We start from the raw sequence: 17012 nt of genomic DNA on the forward strand, positions 1-17012 counted from the left end.
CTGTCCATGATGGCAGGTTAATCGCTCGATCGGTGCTTCACAAGATGGTGGCGCGCTTCGGCGATATCAATGTCGGCCGCCACTCCACGCGGGTGTGTCGGCCACCGGATCCGGTGGGCCGGATTCGGTGAGACGCGCCCAGTCGAACCCGCGGGTCACGGGCTTCTTCTGCCCCTTGGCCTGCAGGCTGACGGTAAGCCGCATCGGGGTGAAGCCTTCCGGCAGGGTCAAAAAGCCATCGAGCTGCTCAAAATATTTGAACCGGAACGTGGGGGTGGGCATTTCGTCTCCGGCGATGCGGTTCCAGGGCAGGGTGACCGGGCGATCGTCCAGGGTTCCTTCCAGCGTGATTTCCACGGTGCCGGTCGTGATTGCCGATCGGCGCAGGTTCTGGGTCAGCGTCAGGACGAAGCGGTACACCCGCGGGGATGCAGACGGGGTCAGTTCCAATTGATAGACCGCCAGGCCGGTCTGGGTGCCGCTGGTCCCGGCCAGCCGCCGAAAAAAGTCCAGCTCACCCTGCAGCCGCTGCAGTTCCGCCTGACGGGCGCTTTCCTCCTCGCGCAGCAGCCGGTTGGCCTGCCGGGTCACCCGGGATTCCTCCTCGGCTTTCGCCAGCCGCGTGCGTGTGCTGTCCAGGCGTTGCGACAGGGTTTCGATCTCGGATTCGAGCAGGGCCAGACGGTCCCGGGCCGCGACCAGTTCGGGAGCGGACCAGCGCAAGGTCGCGAAATGGGTGAGAATCATCGCGCCTGTCAGTACGCTCAGAACAAGCAGGCCGAGCCCGGTTCGCGATCGTTTCGGGCGGGACTGGGGCATCGGGTCGTTCATGGTGATCACTGTGCGCGATATCGCGCCGGGGGTCCAATCAGGCGGTTTGCGGCGCCGCATGACAAAAAAGCGGCCGAAGCCGCTTATTCCCTGCACTTTTTTTGATTTACTTGTGGTTTGTTGTTGTAATTCTGGGCAAGACCCCCGGAACTGGTTGCATCTTATACAGCGTTGCTTCCAGGCCGTCAAGGGACTGTGACATTCCCGCTTCGAGGATTAATCGCGCATGCTGTGGCTCAAGGCGTTTCACATCGTTTTCGTCGTCACGTGGTTCGCCGGTCTGTTCTACCTGCCACGTTTGTTCGTCTATCACGCCATGGCCGACGAAGACCCGGTACGTGAAACGCTGTGCGTGATGGAGCGTCGCCTGCTGGTCATGATGCACATCGGCGGCACCCTGTCGTGGTTGTTCGGCCTCGGCGTGCTGGCGACGGTGCCTGCCTGGCTGGGGGAGCCGTGGATGCAGGTCAAACTGGGACTCGTGGTGATCCTGACCGCTTACCACGTGTTGTGCGCCCGCATCGTCAAAGAACTGGCGGCCGGCACGGTACGTCATGAACATACCTGGTATCGCTGGTTCAACGAGGTTCCCACGCTGATCCTGATAGCGGTGGTGTTGCTGGTGGAGCTGAAACCCTTCTGAACCGGTTCGCCGGGTCGTGTCGCTGCTTCGTATTGCCGGGCCGGTCCATCGGCCGGTGACGGCTGGCTGGTCAGTCGTCGCCGTAGCCCGCAAACAGGGCCGGATAATCCTTCGCCGTGTCGGCAATGACCAGGAACTCGGGATTGAGCAGCGAATCCTCCAGGTTGTAGCGCAGCGGTTCTCCGTTCAGGGTGACCACCGCGCCGCCGGCGCCGGTAACCACCGCATGGGCGGCCGCGGTGTCCCATTCCGAGGTCGGGCCCAGGCGCGGGTAGAAGTCTGCTTCGCCTTCGGCCACACGGCAGAATTTGAGTGAACTGCCCATGCTCACCAGTTCGTGACCCCCCAGGCCGGACAGGTGTTTCTCCAGCAGCGGGTTGGCATGTGAACGGCTGCCGACCACCACGGCCGGCGACGGGCACGGCTGCCGCACCGCGATGCCTTGCGGTGATTCGCCTTCGGCGTAACGCCAGGCGCCACGCCCGGGTTCGCCGATGTAGGTCACGCCGGTAACCGGAACGAAGACCACGCCCAGCACGGGCTCGTGCCGCCGGATCAGCGCGATATTGACGGTGAACTCGCCGTTGCGATTGACGAATTCCTTGGTGCCGTCCAGTGGGTCGACCAGCCAGTACTCGTTCCAGGCCGAGCGCGTCTCGAAGTCGATTTCGGCGGATTCTTCCGAAAGCAGCGGAATATCGGGGGTGAGGGCAGCCAACTCGTCGCGGATCAGCCGGTGGCTGGCGAGATCCGCTTCGGTCAGCGGTGAGGTGTCTTCCTTGTGGGTCACCTCGAAATCCCGATGGTAGACCTCGAGAATGGCGGCGCCGGCGCGTTGTGCGATCGCGGCAATGTCAAGAGCCTGTTGTCCGGGTCCGGCGGCCGTCATCGGGCTTTCTCCGCGGCCAGATAGTCGCGCGCGATGTACATCGCCGCGATGGTGCGGCCCTCGGTGCAGTCGTCGCGGCCGGTGATGGTCAAGAGTTCGTCGATGGGCCAGGGGACCACTTCGAGTTCCTCGGGTTCGTCTCCGGGCAGTTTCTCGGGGTAGAGATCCCGCGCCAGGACCACCCGGGTCACGTGGGTCATGTAGCCGGGCGCCAGGCTGAGACGGGTGAGCTCCATGAGATCGCGGGCGCCGTAGCCGACTTCTTCCTTCAACTCGCGTTCCGCACCTTCGAGCACGCTCTCGCCCTTTTCCAGCCGGCCCTTGGGCAGGCCGATCTCGTACTGGTGCAGTCCGGCCGCGTATTCCCGTACCAGAAGAACCGTGTGATCATCCAGCATCGGCACGATGATGACAGCGCCCAGGCCACGACTGCGCATGCGTTCGTAGGTGCGCCGTTCACCGTTGGAGAACTCCAGGTCGAGCTGTTCGATTTCGAACAGCTTGCTCGGGTCGCGCAGCCGGCGGTCGTGGATGACGGGCAGGCTGTATGCGGGCTTGTCGATCATGAGGAGTTCTCCGGGTTCAACCGTAACAGCAGGTCGGCATGCAGCGCGGGTGTTGCCGCCAGCACCGAACGGGTCTCCAGGGTGAGCGGTGCACCGTCGAGGTCGGTGAAGCGGCCGCCGGCCTCTTCGACGATCACGGCCAGCGCGGCAATATCGAGAATGTTGACGTCCGATTCGATGACGGCGTCGATCTGACCGGCCGCCAGGCGGTGATAGTGGTAGTAGTCGCCGTAGCCGCGGGTGCGGTTGACCGCGGCCAGGATGTCGCCCAGGCATGCCCAGCGGGCGGATGCGGCCAGGGACTGGATGTTGCCCGTGGACACCGCCGCATCACCGATCGACTCGCAGCGGCGCATGCGAATCGGTTCGCCGTTGAGGAAAGCGCCTTCGCCCATCGCCGCCCATGCCATTTCATCGTGCGCCGGCGCCGAGGAGACTCCGGCGATCAGGCGGCCCCGGTGCATCAAGGCGATCTGGGTGGAAAACATGCCGTAGCCGGCAACGAAGCTCTTGGTGCCATCGATGGGGTCGACCAGCCAGAGGTAATCGGCATCCGCGGCGCTGCGGCCGGTTTCCTCGCCGTAGAATCCGTGTTCCGGGAACGCCGACAGCAGACACTCACGGATGACGCGCTCGGACTCGCGGTCGGCGACGGTGACGGGTGAGTCGTCCGATTTGATTTCCACTTCGAATTCGCCGCGGTAATAGCGGCGGATGACTTCTGCGGCCGCGGTGGCTGCTTCGAGGGCGGTTTCGACGAATGCGTTCATCGCTGCGCGGCTCCGCCGTGGCCGGCGAACCGGAAAGCCAGGCTGCCACCGGGCTGGCGGGTGCCGTAGGGTTCGAGCCGATTCAGCAACGTGTGTCCGCGGCCGGTGGCCCGTGCGAGGATTTCCAGTTGCCAGGCGCCCGCTTCAATCGAGCCGGAACCGTTGAGCGTGATGTCCGCGGGTGTTCGGGTCGTGATATTCATGATCGTGGTCTGTTCATCCTCGCTGTGTAATTCCATAACTACGGTTCCCAGTTCCGCTGCGGGGATGTTCGCCTGCAGCATGGAGCCTGAAACGCGGGCTCCGGTCCAGTGCATCCTGCCGGCGGCGGTGGTCACGCTCTGGCGATCAAGGCGCACGCGCTCCAGGTCCGGTTCGATGAGGCCTTCGATCCGCAGCGCCAGCGCGGCGCCGGCCGGCGCAAACCACGCCGCGGGTATGGCGCCGCGTACATCGCGCATCTCATCCAGCCGGCCACCCCGTGTGGCCAATGCGCCGTCGAGCCGGTAATCCGGTCCGCGGCCGCTGATCGCCCACTGCAGCCGGAGGCGCGGGTCGATCCCGATTCCCCGCAGGCGCCAGCGGACCGTGCCCAGGCGCAGTTCTCCCCAGCGGGTTCCGCGGGCCGTGCCGTTCCACCAGGGGCCGGAGACATCATCGACCGCCAGGGCGGGTGCGTCGCGGGCTGCCAGGGTGATCAGCCAGGTGGCCGGAAAGAACACGGCCGTAACGATCACCAGCACGCACAGTGCGATCAGGAAAGCTCTCATGAATCAGGCGCGCCGCCGCAGCCGTGCATTATGGACAAGACCTTCCCTAGAATACGTCGGATACGGACACGCGCGCGCATGGAACACCGGTAAAGGTCGCCATGATACCAAACCCGGCTTCGCGCCCGCATGACCAAAGACAGCCGGTACGGGCCCGATCGCGGGCGTATCGAACAACGGGAGATCAGTTTGCGGATACCACGTGTGCATGTCGATTGCGGTATCGAACCCGGCCACACCTTGGCGCTGCCGCGGGCGCAGGCCCATTACGTGGGCCGCGTGCTGCGGCTGGGCACCGGAAGCCCGCTGGTTCTGTTCAACGGTGATGGTTGTGACTATGCCGCGGAGCTGGTTCACGTCAGCAAGAGCGGCGCCGAGGCGCGGATCGAAGCACGGCTGCCCGGGATTCCGCCATCACCGTTGTCCATCACCCTGGTGCAGGCCCTGAGCCGTGGCGAGCGCATGGATCAGGCCCTGCAGAAAGCCACGGAACTGGGAGCGGCGGCGTTTCAGCCGGTCATCACCGCACGTTGCGGCGTTCGGCTCGATGACCGGCGCTTGGACAAGCGCATGGCGCACTGGCGCGGCGTGATCATCTCGGCATGCGAGCAATGCGGCCGGTCCGAGTTGCCCGAACTGCGCGCGCCGATGTCGTTGGTGGACTGGGCGGCCTCATCCTGCCAGGGGTCGCCAATCGCACTCGACCCGGCTTCCCGGCATTCGTTCAGAAACCTGGAGGCATCCGGTTCGATGCAGGTCCTCATCGGGCCGGAGGGCGGGTTCGATGACAGGGAACGGTCCGTGCTGGAAGGGGCCGGGGTCGAGTCGGTCCGGTTCGGAACGCGTATCCTGCGGACCGAGACGGCCGGCCCGGCCGTGATCGCCGCGCTTCAAGCGGCCGCTGGTGACCTCAACTGAATCGGGTCGTTCCCGTCAGCCAGGAGCGCGGGTGAGAGGCAGAGCGCCGTAGGCCGCGTGCGTGACGAGGTGGGTCAGCCGATCCAGGTCGGGAATGACGGCCGGTTCTTCATTGAACTTCACGTGACAGTACACGCCCATGGACTTGCGATCGTCGCCGGTGTGCTCCAGGTCGGAAATCTGGACGCTGAGCAGTTTCGGAATGTCCAGGGTCACCACGCCAAGGTAGGGGACCCGGGTTGAGTCCGACAGTGACTTGAGGACGACGATTCGTGCGTGCGGACCGGGCTCGTCCGATGCTTCACCACTGATCAGCGCGGCATAGCTGAATACCGGTACCTGCCGGTCGTCCCACTCCACCTGGCCCAAAAACCAGTCCGGTGTGTCCTGCATCGGTGCGGGCTGGACATACTCGATGACTTCGGCCACCACGTTGGTCGGCAGCAGGAGGTTGACGCCTCCGGTCGATGCCAGGGCGCAATGCACTTCCGGGGCTGGTGCCGTGGTGCCGTTGAGCGCGCGTGCTTCGGCCCGGGCCTCGCGGCGGGTCGGCTTACGGCCCCGGGCGGCGCTTTTCCTGCGCGCGGAAACGCCGCGGCGGGTGGACTTTTTCCGGACCGCCTTTTTCGCGCCAGTCTTCTTCGCAACAGTCTTCTTCGCGGTAGATTTCTTCGCGGCGGTCTTTTTCCTGGTGGTGGTTTTCTTGGTCGACATGAGTCAGTCCGTTCGCTGCTCGTTCAGGTCGAGTTTGAGCATCTCACCCACCTTGGCCACGAGATCGGCTTCCTGGTAGGGCTTGGTCATGTACTCGTTGGCTCCGGCCTGGCGCGCGCGCCGCCGGTGCTTCTGGCCCGCGCGCGAGGTGATCATCACGATGGGCACATGGCGCAGGCGCGGGTCGGAACGTACGTGTTCGGCCAGTTCATAGCCGTCCATGCGTGGCATTTCGATATCCAGCAGCATCAGGTCGGGAATCCGCTCGTGCAGGTTCTCGATGGCGTCCAGACCGTCCTGGGCGGTCATCACGTCCAGGGCGTGGTTCTCGAGTACCCGGGAGGTGACCTTGCGCATGGTGATCGAATCGTCGACGACCATGACCAGCGGTTTGCGCAATTTCTCCTTTTTCGGCGGCTCCACCGGCTTTTCGGAGTTGGCGGCCAGGGCCAGTCCGCGGCGAATCACCGGGCCCATGTCAAGGATGATGACCACCTGGCCATCGGCGCTGATCGTGGCGCCCAGGATGCCCGGAATGCTGCTGATCTGCGGGCCGACCGGTTTCATCACCACTTCCTGGTGGCTTTGCAGTTCGGTGACGCGGAAGGCGGCCTTGTGCTCGCCGGCACGGATCATCAGCAAAGAGACATTGCCCGACGTCTTGCCCGGTGCTTCTTCACCCAACAGCGGTTCGAGTTCCAGCACCGGATATTTTTCGCCGGCGAATTCGTACTCCGGATTGCCGTCGGCGCAGAGTGCCGCGTAGTCGGCGGGCACCATGCGGGCGACCCCGCCCACGCTGTTCAGTGGCACCAGGTACGGACGCTCGCCGACGGTGACTCCGATGGCCTGCATCACGGCCAGGCTGAATGGGATGCGAATCGTGAAACGCGTGCCCTTGCCGGCTTCGCTGTCGATGTCCATGGAGCCGCCGATCTGGCGAATCTCGCTGTTGACCACGTCCATGCCCACGCCGCGGCCGGCGAGTCCGGTGACGGTTTCGGCAGTGGAAAATCCACTTTCCAGGATGAAGGACGTCAGTCGTGCCGCGCTGACATCATCGGCCTTGCCGAGCAGGCCGCGCTCGATGGCGCGCTTGCGCACGGCATCCAGGTTCACGCCGTTGCCGTCGTCCTCGACCCGGACGATGAACTCGGTGGCCTCAGCTTCCACCGTGACGACAATCTCGCCTTCTTCCGGCTTGTCCTTCTGGCGGCGAACTTTGGGTGCTTCGATGCCGTGCACGACGGCGTTGCGCAGCATGTGTTCGAGTGGCGCGGTGATGCGCTCGAGCACGTTGCGGTCGAGCTGATCACTGGAGCCGGCCATGCGCAGTTGCAGGCGCGCCCGCTTGCCGGTTTCGGCGGCGGCGGCGCGGACCACCCGGCGCAGGCGCGGGGCCGCGCTGCCAAACGGGGTCATCCGCGTTTGCATCAAACCTTCCTGCAGGTCGCTGCTGACCCGGGACTGCTGGACCAGCAGGGTCTCGGCCTGCCGCACGGACTCGCCCATCATTTCCTGCAGATTGAGCAGGTCGCTGACCGACTCGGTCAGGGCCCGGGACAGTTGTTGCATGTTGGAGAAACGATCGAGTTCCAGCGGATCGAAATCCGAAGAGCTCTGGGACGAGGCGTGCTGGTACCGCGACAGCATCTGGGCTTCCGCCTCCATGTCCATCTTGCGTAACTGGTCTTTCAGGCGCCCGACGGTCTGGTCCATCTCCTTGAGGTTGAAACGCACTGAACCGAGCTGTTGCTCCAGGCGTGCGCGGTAAATGCTGATCTCACCGGCGTGGTTGACCAGCGAATCCATCAGTTCGGCGGCGACCCGGATATGTTGCTGGCTGGCGGCATCGTCCGCGGCTTCGACGGCGGGGCGGTCCGGAATGTCGCGGAATTCGCGTTTGGGTGGCTCGGCGGCCGGCGCCGGTGGAGCCTGCGCGGGTTCCCGCGGCGCCGCCTCGCGCGGCCCGGTGTCGTCGCCGGCTTTCCGGTCCGGAGCGTCCGCCGCGGCCGGAGTGACGCTGGTTTGTTCTTCGGTGCGTGTTTCGGCGGCGGCCGGTTGATCGGCCTCGGTCTCTTCGCCTGGTACGGAAGCAGCGGTGGTTTCGTCGCCGGAGTCCGCTGCGGTTGCGGCGGCGGCCCGGGCTGCGGTGTCGCCGTCGTCCCCGGCCTCCGGTGCGGTGGATTCCCTGGCCGTCTCGTCGGCGCCGACCGTATCGGGGGCCGGCTCCGCGGTCTGCCCGGTCGTATCGGCCTCGGGAACCTCGGCTTCGGCCGGTGCGGCAACGGGAGCGGCGGTCTCGATTTCCGTTGCGGCCGCTTCCGAACCCGGCAGTTCCAGTGCGGCCGTGCGTTGCTCGAACCGGGCCAGCGCGTTTCCGGCTGCCGGCATTTGCCCGGTCAGCAGTTGCTCGACCCAGACATTCAGCCGGTCGCAGCCTTCCTCCAGCGCCTGGACCGCGGCCACGGTGGCCTGCAATCGATTGGCCGCGATCCGCTCCATCAGGGTTTCCATGGCGTGCGCCAGGTCACCCAGCGGATCCAGGCCGGCCATGCGCGCGCCGCCCTTGAAGGTGTGAATCTCGCGTTGCAGATTCTGCACCAGCTTGCGGTCGGACAGCTTGTCGCGCCAGGTATTGAGCAGCGTGTCGCAGCGCTCCAGGACTTCGACGGCTTCCTCCAGGAAGATCGCGATGATGCCGCTTTCGTCGTTGAGCACCGATGACGGGTCCGGGCTGTCGCTGGTGGCAGCGTCCGCTTGCGCTTCGCCGGCGGCCACATCCCCGGCTTCTTCCACCGGTTCGGCGGTCGCCGCGGCGGGTTCCTGCGCGGCCGTGGCCTGCTGGGCCGTCTCGGTTTCGGCGGTCAGCGAAGCCAGCAGCACGGCATCCTCCAGCGGATACGTGGTGGCATTGCCGTTTTCGAGAATGTAGAGCCGTTGACGGAAGCGGTGCAGACAATGCTGCACAACTGTCAGAGCATCCCGGGATGCGGTGAGGTCCTTCCGACCCAGCGCAATGAGATAGTGTTCGATCGCCCGCGCCAGCTCGGACTCCTGTCCCAGCGGGGCGAGGGCCAGGGTGCTTGCCAGGGTATGGGCCGCGCGGATCAGTTCTTCGGAGACCTCGCCCGCCGCTTGATCGTCCGTTCCGTTGGCGAATCCGTCGAGATCGCCGATGTACTGGCGGATTTCGCCGATCATCAGTTGTGCCAGCTCCGGATCCACTCCGTCCGCTGCGCCGGTCTCCGGCTGGCTGGCGGCTTCGCCCGTGCCGGTGGTGCCGGACTCGGCGGTGGTGCGGGCAGTCCCGGCGGGCTCGGCGCCAGCCACCAGGGCTGCGGGCAGCATGTCGCGCAGTACGCCCGCCTCGATCGCTTCGCCGGCGGCGGCGCGCCGGTAGAAATCACTCACTGCAGCGATCGTGCCGGCATCGAGGGCGCTGGGTTCCTGCAACAATCGGGCCTTCAGTTCGGGCAGGCAGCTCACCGCGAGCTGAACTGCGTCTGCCATGTCCGGGCCGGCTGTGGTTTTGCCCTCCAGAATGTGATTGAGCAGATCTTCCACCCGCCAGGCGAAGTCACCGACCTCCACGGCGCCGACCATGCGGCCACTGCCCTTGAGCGTATGGAAACCACGCCGAACATCGTTCAGTGCATCCCGGTCTGCGAGGTCACCCATCCAGACCGGCATACGCTCGGCCAGCTGGGCCAGTACGCCGTCAAATTCTTCCATGAACACCGCTTGCAGGTCGGGGTCCAGTACTGGCTGCGCGCCATCCGCGTCCGCCGCGACTGGCTGGGGCTCGGGCGCGGCGGCGGCGCGCTCGGGAAGTTCGATTTTCGTGTGACCGGCATCGGCACCATCGGTGTCGGCTTCCGGCAGGCCGTCCAGCCTTTCGTGCATGATTTCCAGGAACCGCAGGCTGTTGGCCTGCTCGTCGCGGCAGCCGGAAAGGTAAAGATCGAGTGCGGCCACGGCGTCGGTCAGCGGAATCAGCCGGGCTTCCTCGTCCGACGCGCCTTCGGCTTTGGCGTGGAGGCCGGCGTTGAGTGTCCGGCCGAGCTTCTCGGTGAGCATCCCGACTTCACGCTGCCCCGCCATTTTGAGAGCGCCCGCAACGGCCTCCAGCGGTGCTCCGAAGTCCGCTTCCGCGTCACCGGCGAGGCGTTTGTGCACCGCGTCCTGGGCGTCGTGCAGGCTGCTGACGCACTGGTCGAGCATCTGCCCCAGAATTTCCCGGTATTCGCGCGCCGGCAGTTCGATGTAGTCCGACCCCTGTTCTTCGTCAACGGGCTCGCCCAGCAGGCGGATGTGGGTGTCGAGAAGGGATTCGACCTCGATCAGCTTGCGCGCCAGGCGCAGCAATGGCGAGTCCAGTTCGGTGTTGTCGGCGCCATCCATTTCTTCCAGGGACGGCAGCAGGTCCTCGACGGCGCGTGCCGGCACCGGCAAATTGAGCATGTTGAGCGTATCGGCCAGTTGCCGCAGCGAAGCCAGGCTGGATTCCCGCTGTTCGGTTTCCACGCGCCCGGTGCGCAGTTCCATGTCCAGGGTGTCTTTGACCGCCGCCATTTCCTCGCGCACGGCGTCGCCGATGGAACGAAACAGTTCGGCGTCGCGGCCGGTGACCGCGCCCCGTGCCCGCATCAGCGCGTCGCGATCGGGAATCAGTTCCTCGAGTTGAAACCGCTGGCGCAAAAGGTCGGTTGACTTGCTCCCGGGCCGGGCCTGGGCGGCATGAAACAGCAGTGCCCGCGACAGGGCGACGAGTGCGTCATCGGGCGGACCGTCCTCGCCGATTTCGGCCAGGGACTTGAGATTCAGGTCGAGGCGGGCGAACAGCCGGCGCAACGGCAGGTCGTTGTCGATGGCGTGATCGCGGAAGCCCGCGATGGTCATCTCGGCGATCCACCACATGCGCCGCAGGGGCAGACGGCCGAGCCGGCGGTGCAGGGTGCGGCAGACTTCCTGCAGCGGGTCGAGCAGTTCGCTCTTCGACTGCTCCTTGAGCCACCCCAGCAGGGCGGCCTGGTACTGGTTGCGAACGCGCCGGGCAAAGGCGCTGAATTCGCGGTCTCCGATCGCGTCGGCCTCGTTGCCGTTGAGTTCCGGGATCATCACGTCCAGCACCGGAGCGAACAGGGTGCCTTCCGACAGCAGTTTTTCGTCGTAGGTCGCCCGCAGTTCGTTCAGGGTCGGAAGAAGAAGAATCGGCAGATCGTCGTGACCGGCCTGCAGCCGATCCAGATAGGACGGCAACACCACGACGGCATCGGTCAGTGCGGCCAGGGATTCCTGGCGGTTGCCGCCGTCGTGCAGCAAATGGCCGCCCACCGCGATCATTTCGTCGGTGAGTATGCTGGCTCCTTTCTGCTCCATGGTCAGAAAGGTCAGGTTGAGCTGCTCCAGCCGCTCCTGAACCTCCCGGAGCGCCGAACGATCCGTTTCATCCTCGGCATAGGATTCCAGGTTGTCCCGGATGGACTGCATGGCCTCGTCCAGGTCCTGGCGGACCCAGCGAATGGCTGAACTGGCGTTGGTGCCTTCTAGCATCATGACAGTCTCCGTGCCGGCCGCTCAGGCCTCTTCCTTGTTGGCGGCGGGCAGCTTGAAGTCGGCGACCGACTCCCGCAGTTGCCGGACGAGATTGGCCAGGGTGCCCATCGAGCGTGCCGTCTGGTTCGTGCCCTCCGAGGTCTGGATGGAAATATCGCGGATTTCCTGCATTTCCTCGGCAACCTGGGTGGCGATGCGCGATTGTTCCTGGGCCTCCTGGGAATTTTCCGTGATCAGCCGTGACAGGTCGTTCGATACCGACTCGATCCGCTCCAGAGCCTCGCCGGCGTCTTCGGCTTTTTTCGCGCCGCGGACCACTTCGGAGGTCGTGGACTCCATGGAAACGACGGCCTCGGCCGTGTCGGTCTGAATGTTCTTGACCAGCATTTCAATGCGGCGTGTGGCGTTGGAGGCGCGCTCGGCCAGGCGCTGCACTTCATCGGCGACGACGGCGAACCCACGGCCCGCGCCACCGGCCGAAGCCGACTGGATGGCGGCGTTCAGCGCCAGGATGTTGGTTTGCTCGGCGATTCCGTTGATCAGTTCAACGATGTCGCCGATTTCCTGTGAGGACTCGCCCAGGCGTTTGATGCGTTTCGATGTTTTCTGAATCTGGTCCCGGATGGTGTCCATGCCGGTAATGGTCTGCTGCACCATTTGCGCGCCGTTGTTGGCGATGTCCACGGAACGTTCGGCGACTTCGCTGGATTCGCTCGACCGCTCGGCCATGACATCGAGTTTGCCGGCCATCTCGTTGATGGTGTCGGTCACGGCCCGAACATGCTCGGCCTGGCGTCCGGAAGCTTCGGCCAGCTTGCTGGTCGTGCTCATGGTTTCCTGCGCGGACTCGGCGACCGTCTGGGCGGTGATGTTGATACCGTTGACCAACTCGCGGAGTTGCTCCACGGCGAAATTGACGGAGTCCGCGATGGCGCCGGTCATGTCCTCGGTCACGGTGGCGTGGACCGTGAGGTCACCGTCCGCGAGCGATTCCATTTCGTCCAGCAGCCGCATGATGGCCTGCTGGTTGCGCTGGTTCTGCCGGCCGGCTTCGAGCGCCCGCTCGCGTTCGGCCCGCAGGAAGGAACGCATCAGCCAGGCAACGATGAGCAGCATCACGATCAGCGCGACGGATCCCGACCAGAGCGACGGCCAGATGCGTGACACGGTTCGTTGCTGGATTGCTTCCGATACGTTGCGTGCCTGGTCGAACATGTCCTTGCTGTCGAGGATGATTCCGTCCGCGGCGCTGCGGACTTCCAGCAGATCAGCCGAGGAGGCGAGAATGAATTCGATCTGCGGCTGAGCCTCGTTGAACAGGTCGCGCACTTCGCCCAGCGATCTCAGTACCTGGGTGTTTCTGACCGCGGAGACGCCCAGGGACCTGCTGCCTTTGAGCAAGGCCGTCAGCAGTTGCCCGAAATATTCCACTTCCTGTTCGAAACTGTCCGCCGACTCGGCGATTCCGCTGCCGCCGCGCAGCATTTCCCGGAGGTGGCGGAGCATGCGGTCGGCCAGCACGAGTTGGCGGCTGGCGGCGAATATCTGGTCGCTGGGTGCGTCGCTCTGGGTCAGGCTGCGCACGGCCTCGTCCGTGAGTTGCTGGATGCGCGGCAGCACCTCGATGAAGCTGGAACTGGCCTTGCTCAGGTCCATGATCAAGGCTTCGCGCTCGATGATGGTCTGGGCGTTGCGATCCATTTTCTGCCAGGTGTCGTTCAGTTCGTTCAGTGGCCCACTGACCGCACCGGGCAATTTAGGCAGAGAGGTAGCCGCGTCGCCTTCCCGCAGACTCATCATCGCGTGGGTGACTTCGGTGCGCGCATCGCCCAGTTCGTAGAACGCGATGGTCCGGCCTTCGCCGGCCTCGGTGGCCGATTTGGCCATCTGCTGCGAGAGCACCTGGACCTGGGTTGAGTGCCCGATCCAGGCCTGCTGGTTACGGCTATCGCGGGTAATCAGGTAAAACGTAATGGCGACGAAGGCCAGCAGTACCACCAGCAGTCCGACGAGCAGGTAGAGCTGCTTGGGTCGCGTGCGGCGGTTCTCGCTCTCGTCTTCGCCGGCGGAGCTTCCACCGCGGTCGAATTTCAGAAAGTAACCTTTCTGGTTCGACTTGCCCTTGTTGCCCCAGGATTTCTGTTTATCCGGCCGCGCCATTGGTGAACTCCGGGGAACGGAACAGCCGGTCGAGGTCGAGCTCGTGCCAGATTTCCGTTCCCAGTTGATGTTTGTGACGGACGATATCGCGCAGCGGAGAGTCATCCGGCAAGTCGGGATTGTCTGCGTCCGAAGTCAGGAAATGCCGTTGGCCGAATACTTCGTCGATCAACAGCCCCAGCGGGGCTTTCTGCAATGTGGTGGCCAGCACCCGGGTACTGGACGTGACCTGGGTCCGCCGGCCGGTCAGGAACCAGGGCAGATCGACCACGGTCATCAGGGCGCCGCGCACGTTGGCCAGGCCGAGGATCCAGGGTTTGGCGCCGGGCACGGTCGTCGCGGCCGGCGGCGGCAGGATTTCGTGGACGAGGTTGATGTTGCAGGCCACGCGGGTGTCGGCCAGCCGAAACGTCACGCCGCTCCACTCGTCGGATTGATGCGCGCCGGTCCCGGCGCCGGGTTGGAAGACTTCGCCGCGGCGCGAGTAATCGAGCAACTTGGCGAATGCCTTTCTCGTGCTCTTGTCAGTCATGTGTCCCTTCACTATCCCTGTTCACGGACCCCGGCTGTCGGCGGCCCCCCCAGGCCGCGTACTTCTAGCCGGTCATGTGGCCGCGTGTTGCGCGACCGCGCCCAGTAGTTCTTCCTTGGTGAACGGCTTGGTCAGGTACAGATCCGACCCGACGACGCGACCGCGCGCCTGGTCGAACAGACCGTCCTTGCTCGTAAGCATCACCACGGGAGTTGCCCGGTATTGGGCGTTGTTCTTGATGATGGCGCAGGTCTGGTAACCGTCCAGCCGCGGCATCATGATGTCGACGAAAATCAGATCGGGGTTGTGGCGCGCCACCTTGGACAGCGCATCGAAACCGTTTTCGGCGGTGACGACCTCATGGCCTTCGCCGGCCAGCATCGACTCGGCGGACCGCCGAATCGTGGCGCTGTCGTCGACGATGAGTATCCTGAGTCCCGAAGCCGCTCCTGCTGCTGCCGCGCCATTGGCGGCGCCTTGATCGCGTCCGGTGCCCTGGTTGGCTTGGCCGTTGGCCTGTGACTGCGTCATAGTTCCATCCTTGGTTGTGTCTGCGGCCTTCCCGGGCCCCTCTTTAACGCGCGATTTCCTCCACCCGAATTACGGGGAGAATTCCTATACTACCACTTTTGTGAACAGAATCCAGTAGTAACAACAGCTTAGAAAAAACAGGTGATAAATCAATTCGCAAAAAGTCCCCATCGGTCCGCGGTCTCACCGATGGGTGGATCGAAAGCCGGTTCGATCCGATAATGGGTTGCGGCGAGTGGACCGCGAACAGGAATACCCAATGGACAGCCAGGACAGGTCAGCGGCCGGCAATCGCGCAACGGGGGTCATCATGGACCCGATCGCCGGGATTAAAACCTACAAGGATTCGACTTTCGCCATGTTGCTCGAAGCACAGCGGCGAGGTCATGCACTGTGGTACATGGAACTGCCCGACCTGATGGTCGCGGACGGCCGCGCGTTCGCTCGCATGAGGCCGCTGACGGTGCGGGACGACGCTGACGACTGGTTCAGTCTCGGTGAGGCGCAGAGCCGCGGCCTGGATGAACTGGATGTGCTGCTGATGCGCAAGGACCCGCCGTTCGACATGGCCTATGTCTACGCCACCTACATCCTCGATCTGGCCGAGCAGGCAGGCACCCGGGTGGTGAACCGGCCTCAGGCGCTGCGCGACGCCAACGAGAAGTGTTTCATCACCCGCTTTCCGCAGTGCTGCGTGCCCACCACGATTACCTCGCGCAGCCGTGACATCGAAGCCTTCATGGCGACGCATGGTCTGTCGGTGGTCAAGCCCCTGGGTGGCATGGGCGGCGATTCGATTTTCCAGGCCCGCCCGGACGACCCCAACCTGAAAGTGATTCTCGAGACCATTACCCGCAGTGACAGCGAACTGGTGATGGTGCAGCGTTACATCCCCGAGATCACGGCGGGCGACAAGCGCATTCTGCTGGTCAACGGCGAACCCCAGCCTTACGCACTGGCGCGCATTCCGGGGGCAGGTGATTTTCGCGGCAACCTCGCCAAGGGCGGCACCGGCAAGGGCGTGCCGCTGAGCGACCGTGATCGCTGGATCTGCGGTCAGGTCGGCCCGGAACTCAAGCGTCGTGGTATCGTGTTCGCCGGCCTCGACGTGATCGGCGACTACCTGACTGAAATCAACGTGACCAGCCCGACTTGCATCCGCGAACTGGACGCCGAATTCGGCCTCAACATCGCGGGTGACCTGTTTGACGCATTGGAGCAACTGGAACCGGCGTGAGCGGCGCTTCCACCCTTCGCACATCACCCGCGCGGCGTCCGTGGCACCAGGATCGTTTCATGGTGTGCCTGGTGCTGGCTTTCGGATTGCATGCGGTGGTGCTGCTTGGCGTGCGGTTCGGCTTCTCTCTCGATCCGGCACCGCGTATCGCCGACACCCTGGACGTGGTGCTGGTCAAATGGCGCAGCGAACAGGATCCCGACGAGGCGGATTTCCTGGCCCAGGCGAGTCAGCGGGGCGGCGGGGAAACTACTGAACGTCAGCGCCCGTCGCGCCCGGTGAGTGGTGAGCTTCCGGTGCCGGAGAAAGGACTCGATCCGGCGCAGAGCGTCGAGTCGATGCCGACGCCGCAGACAATGCAGCGGGAAGTCGTGGCGACCGAAGTGGCGGACGAGACTCCGCTTGAAACCACCGCGGTCGAACAGCCGGATCTGCCGCAGCCCAGCGCGGCGCGGCTGATGCGGCAGAGCATGGACATGGCCAGCCTGCAACCGGAAGTCAGCCGTCACCGGCAGTGGCAGTCGAAACTGCCGCGACGCAAGGTCATTTCGGCCAACACCAAGGAATACGAGTTCGCCAGCTACATGAGTGCCTGGGTGGCCAAGGTGGAGCGGGTCGGCAATCTGAATTACCCGCTGGAATTGCGCGAGCGCAATCTGCATGGTGATCTGGTGTTGTCCGTCGGCATCCAGGCCGACGGCTCGATCGAGAGCATCAAGGTGATGCGCAGTTCCGGTTTGCCGGAGATCGATCGGGCGGCGGAAAACATCGTTCTGCTCGCCGCGCCCTACGCACCCTTGCCGGACAACATCACCGACCAGGTGGACATCCTGCACATCACCCGTACCTGGCGCTTCGAATCCCGGTTCGGCGCCGACTGAGGCGCGGGTCG

At 64.6% G+C, this 17012-nt stretch carries 14 protein-coding genes; 4 read left to right on the top strand and 10 right to left on the bottom strand.

Annotation, left to right across the window (positions count from 1 at the left end):
• Window positions 1–66: 66 nt before the first annotated feature.
• Complete coding sequence (locus V3330_RS05410; protein WP_354694371.1) at window positions 67–831, bottom strand: DUF6776 family protein; 765 nt, start codon at window positions 829–831, stop codon at window positions 67–69.
• A gap of 226 nt (window positions 832–1057) precedes the next feature.
• Here V3330_RS05410 and V3330_RS05415 point away from each other — a divergent pair, with 226 nt between their 5' ends.
• Entirely contained in the window at window positions 1058–1474 is a 417-nt protein-coding gene (locus tag V3330_RS05415) for a CopD family protein (RefSeq protein ID WP_354694372.1), read from the top strand.
• Window positions 1475–1544: 70 nt separating this feature from the next.
• On the opposite strand, the gene cysQ is transcribed toward V3330_RS05415, so the two are convergent.
• The 4 genes from cysQ to gspN are packed head-to-tail and all read right to left on the bottom strand — an operon-like array spanning window position 1545 to window position 4469.
• Complete coding sequence (cysQ, locus tag V3330_RS05420; protein ID WP_354694373.1) at window positions 1545–2363, bottom strand: 3'(2'),5'-bisphosphate nucleotidase CysQ; 819 nt, start codon at window positions 2361–2363, stop codon at window positions 1545–1547.
• Window positions 2360–2929 (bottom strand): ADP compounds hydrolase NudE, encoded by a 570-nt coding sequence (gene nudE / locus V3330_RS05425; RefSeq protein WP_354694374.1) that lies wholly within the window; start codon window positions 2927–2929, stop codon window positions 2360–2362. Before nudE ends, cysQ begins: the two co-directional genes overlap by 4 nt.
• Complete coding sequence (locus tag V3330_RS05430; protein WP_354694375.1) at window positions 2926–3699, bottom strand: inositol monophosphatase family protein; 774 nt, start codon at window positions 3697–3699, stop codon at window positions 2926–2928. The genes nudE and V3330_RS05430 overlap by 4 nt, the downstream gene beginning before the upstream one ends.
• The gene (gene gspN / locus V3330_RS05435) at window positions 3696–4469 is read right to left on the bottom strand and encodes a type II secretion system protein N (RefSeq protein WP_354694376.1); all 774 of its coding nucleotides are present in this window, start codon (window positions 4467–4469) and stop codon (window positions 3696–3698) included. The genes V3330_RS05430 and gspN overlap by 4 nt, the downstream gene beginning before the upstream one ends.
• 129 nt (window positions 4470–4598) lie before the next feature.
• Between gspN and V3330_RS05440 the strand changes: the two genes are divergently transcribed.
• Window positions 4599–5387 (top strand): 16S rRNA (uracil(1498)-N(3))-methyltransferase, encoded by a 789-nt coding sequence (locus V3330_RS05440; protein ID WP_354694377.1) that lies wholly within the window; start codon window positions 4599–4601, stop codon window positions 5385–5387.
• A gap of 15 nt (window positions 5388–5402) precedes the next feature.
• On the opposite strand, the gene V3330_RS05445 is transcribed toward V3330_RS05440, so the two are convergent.
• The 5 genes from V3330_RS05445 to V3330_RS05465 all read right to left on the bottom strand — a co-directional run bounded on the left by V3330_RS05445 (window position 5403) and on the right by V3330_RS05465 (window position 14883).
• Window positions 5403–6101, bottom strand: coding sequence for a chemotaxis protein CheW (locus V3330_RS05445; protein ID WP_354694378.1), 699 nt, complete (start codon window positions 6099–6101; stop codon window positions 5403–5405).
• Window positions 6102–6104: 3 nt separating this feature from the next.
• Window positions 6105–11660, bottom strand: coding sequence for an Hpt domain-containing protein (locus V3330_RS05450; RefSeq protein WP_354694379.1), 5556 nt, complete (start codon window positions 11658–11660; stop codon window positions 6105–6107).
• 21 nt (window positions 11661–11681) lie between these two features.
• On the bottom strand, window positions 11682–13820 hold the full coding sequence (locus tag V3330_RS05455) for a methyl-accepting chemotaxis protein (RefSeq protein WP_354694380.1): 2139 nt from the start codon (window positions 13818–13820) through the stop codon (window positions 11682–11684).
• Window positions 13804–14352 carry a chemotaxis protein CheW gene (locus V3330_RS05460; protein ID WP_354694381.1) on the bottom strand — a complete coding sequence of 183 codons (549 nt, stop codon included), beginning with the start codon at window positions 14350–14352 and terminating at the stop codon, window positions 13804–13806. Before V3330_RS05460 ends, V3330_RS05455 begins: the two co-directional genes overlap by 17 nt.
• Before the next feature lie 72 nt (window positions 14353–14424).
• Entirely contained in the window at window positions 14425–14883 is a 459-nt protein-coding gene (locus tag V3330_RS05465; RefSeq protein ID WP_354694382.1) for a response regulator, read from the bottom strand.
• 259 nt (window positions 14884–15142) lie between these two features.
• Between V3330_RS05465 and gshB the strand changes: the two genes are divergently transcribed.
• Entirely contained in the window at window positions 15143–16120 is a 978-nt protein-coding gene (gshB, locus tag V3330_RS05470; RefSeq protein ID WP_354694383.1) for a glutathione synthase, read from the top strand.
• Window positions 16117–17001: an energy transducer TonB gene (locus V3330_RS05475; RefSeq protein ID WP_354694384.1), complete on the top strand. Its 885-nt coding sequence runs from the start codon at window positions 16117–16119 to the stop codon at window positions 16999–17001. The genes gshB and V3330_RS05475 overlap by 4 nt, the downstream gene beginning before the upstream one ends.
• The last annotated feature ends 11 nt before the right edge of the window (window positions 17002–17012 follow it).

It is taken from the genome of Elongatibacter sediminis (genome assembly GCF_037892215.1).
Lineage (GTDB): Bacteria > Pseudomonadota > Gammaproteobacteria > Xanthomonadales > SZUA-36 > Elongatibacter > Elongatibacter sediminis.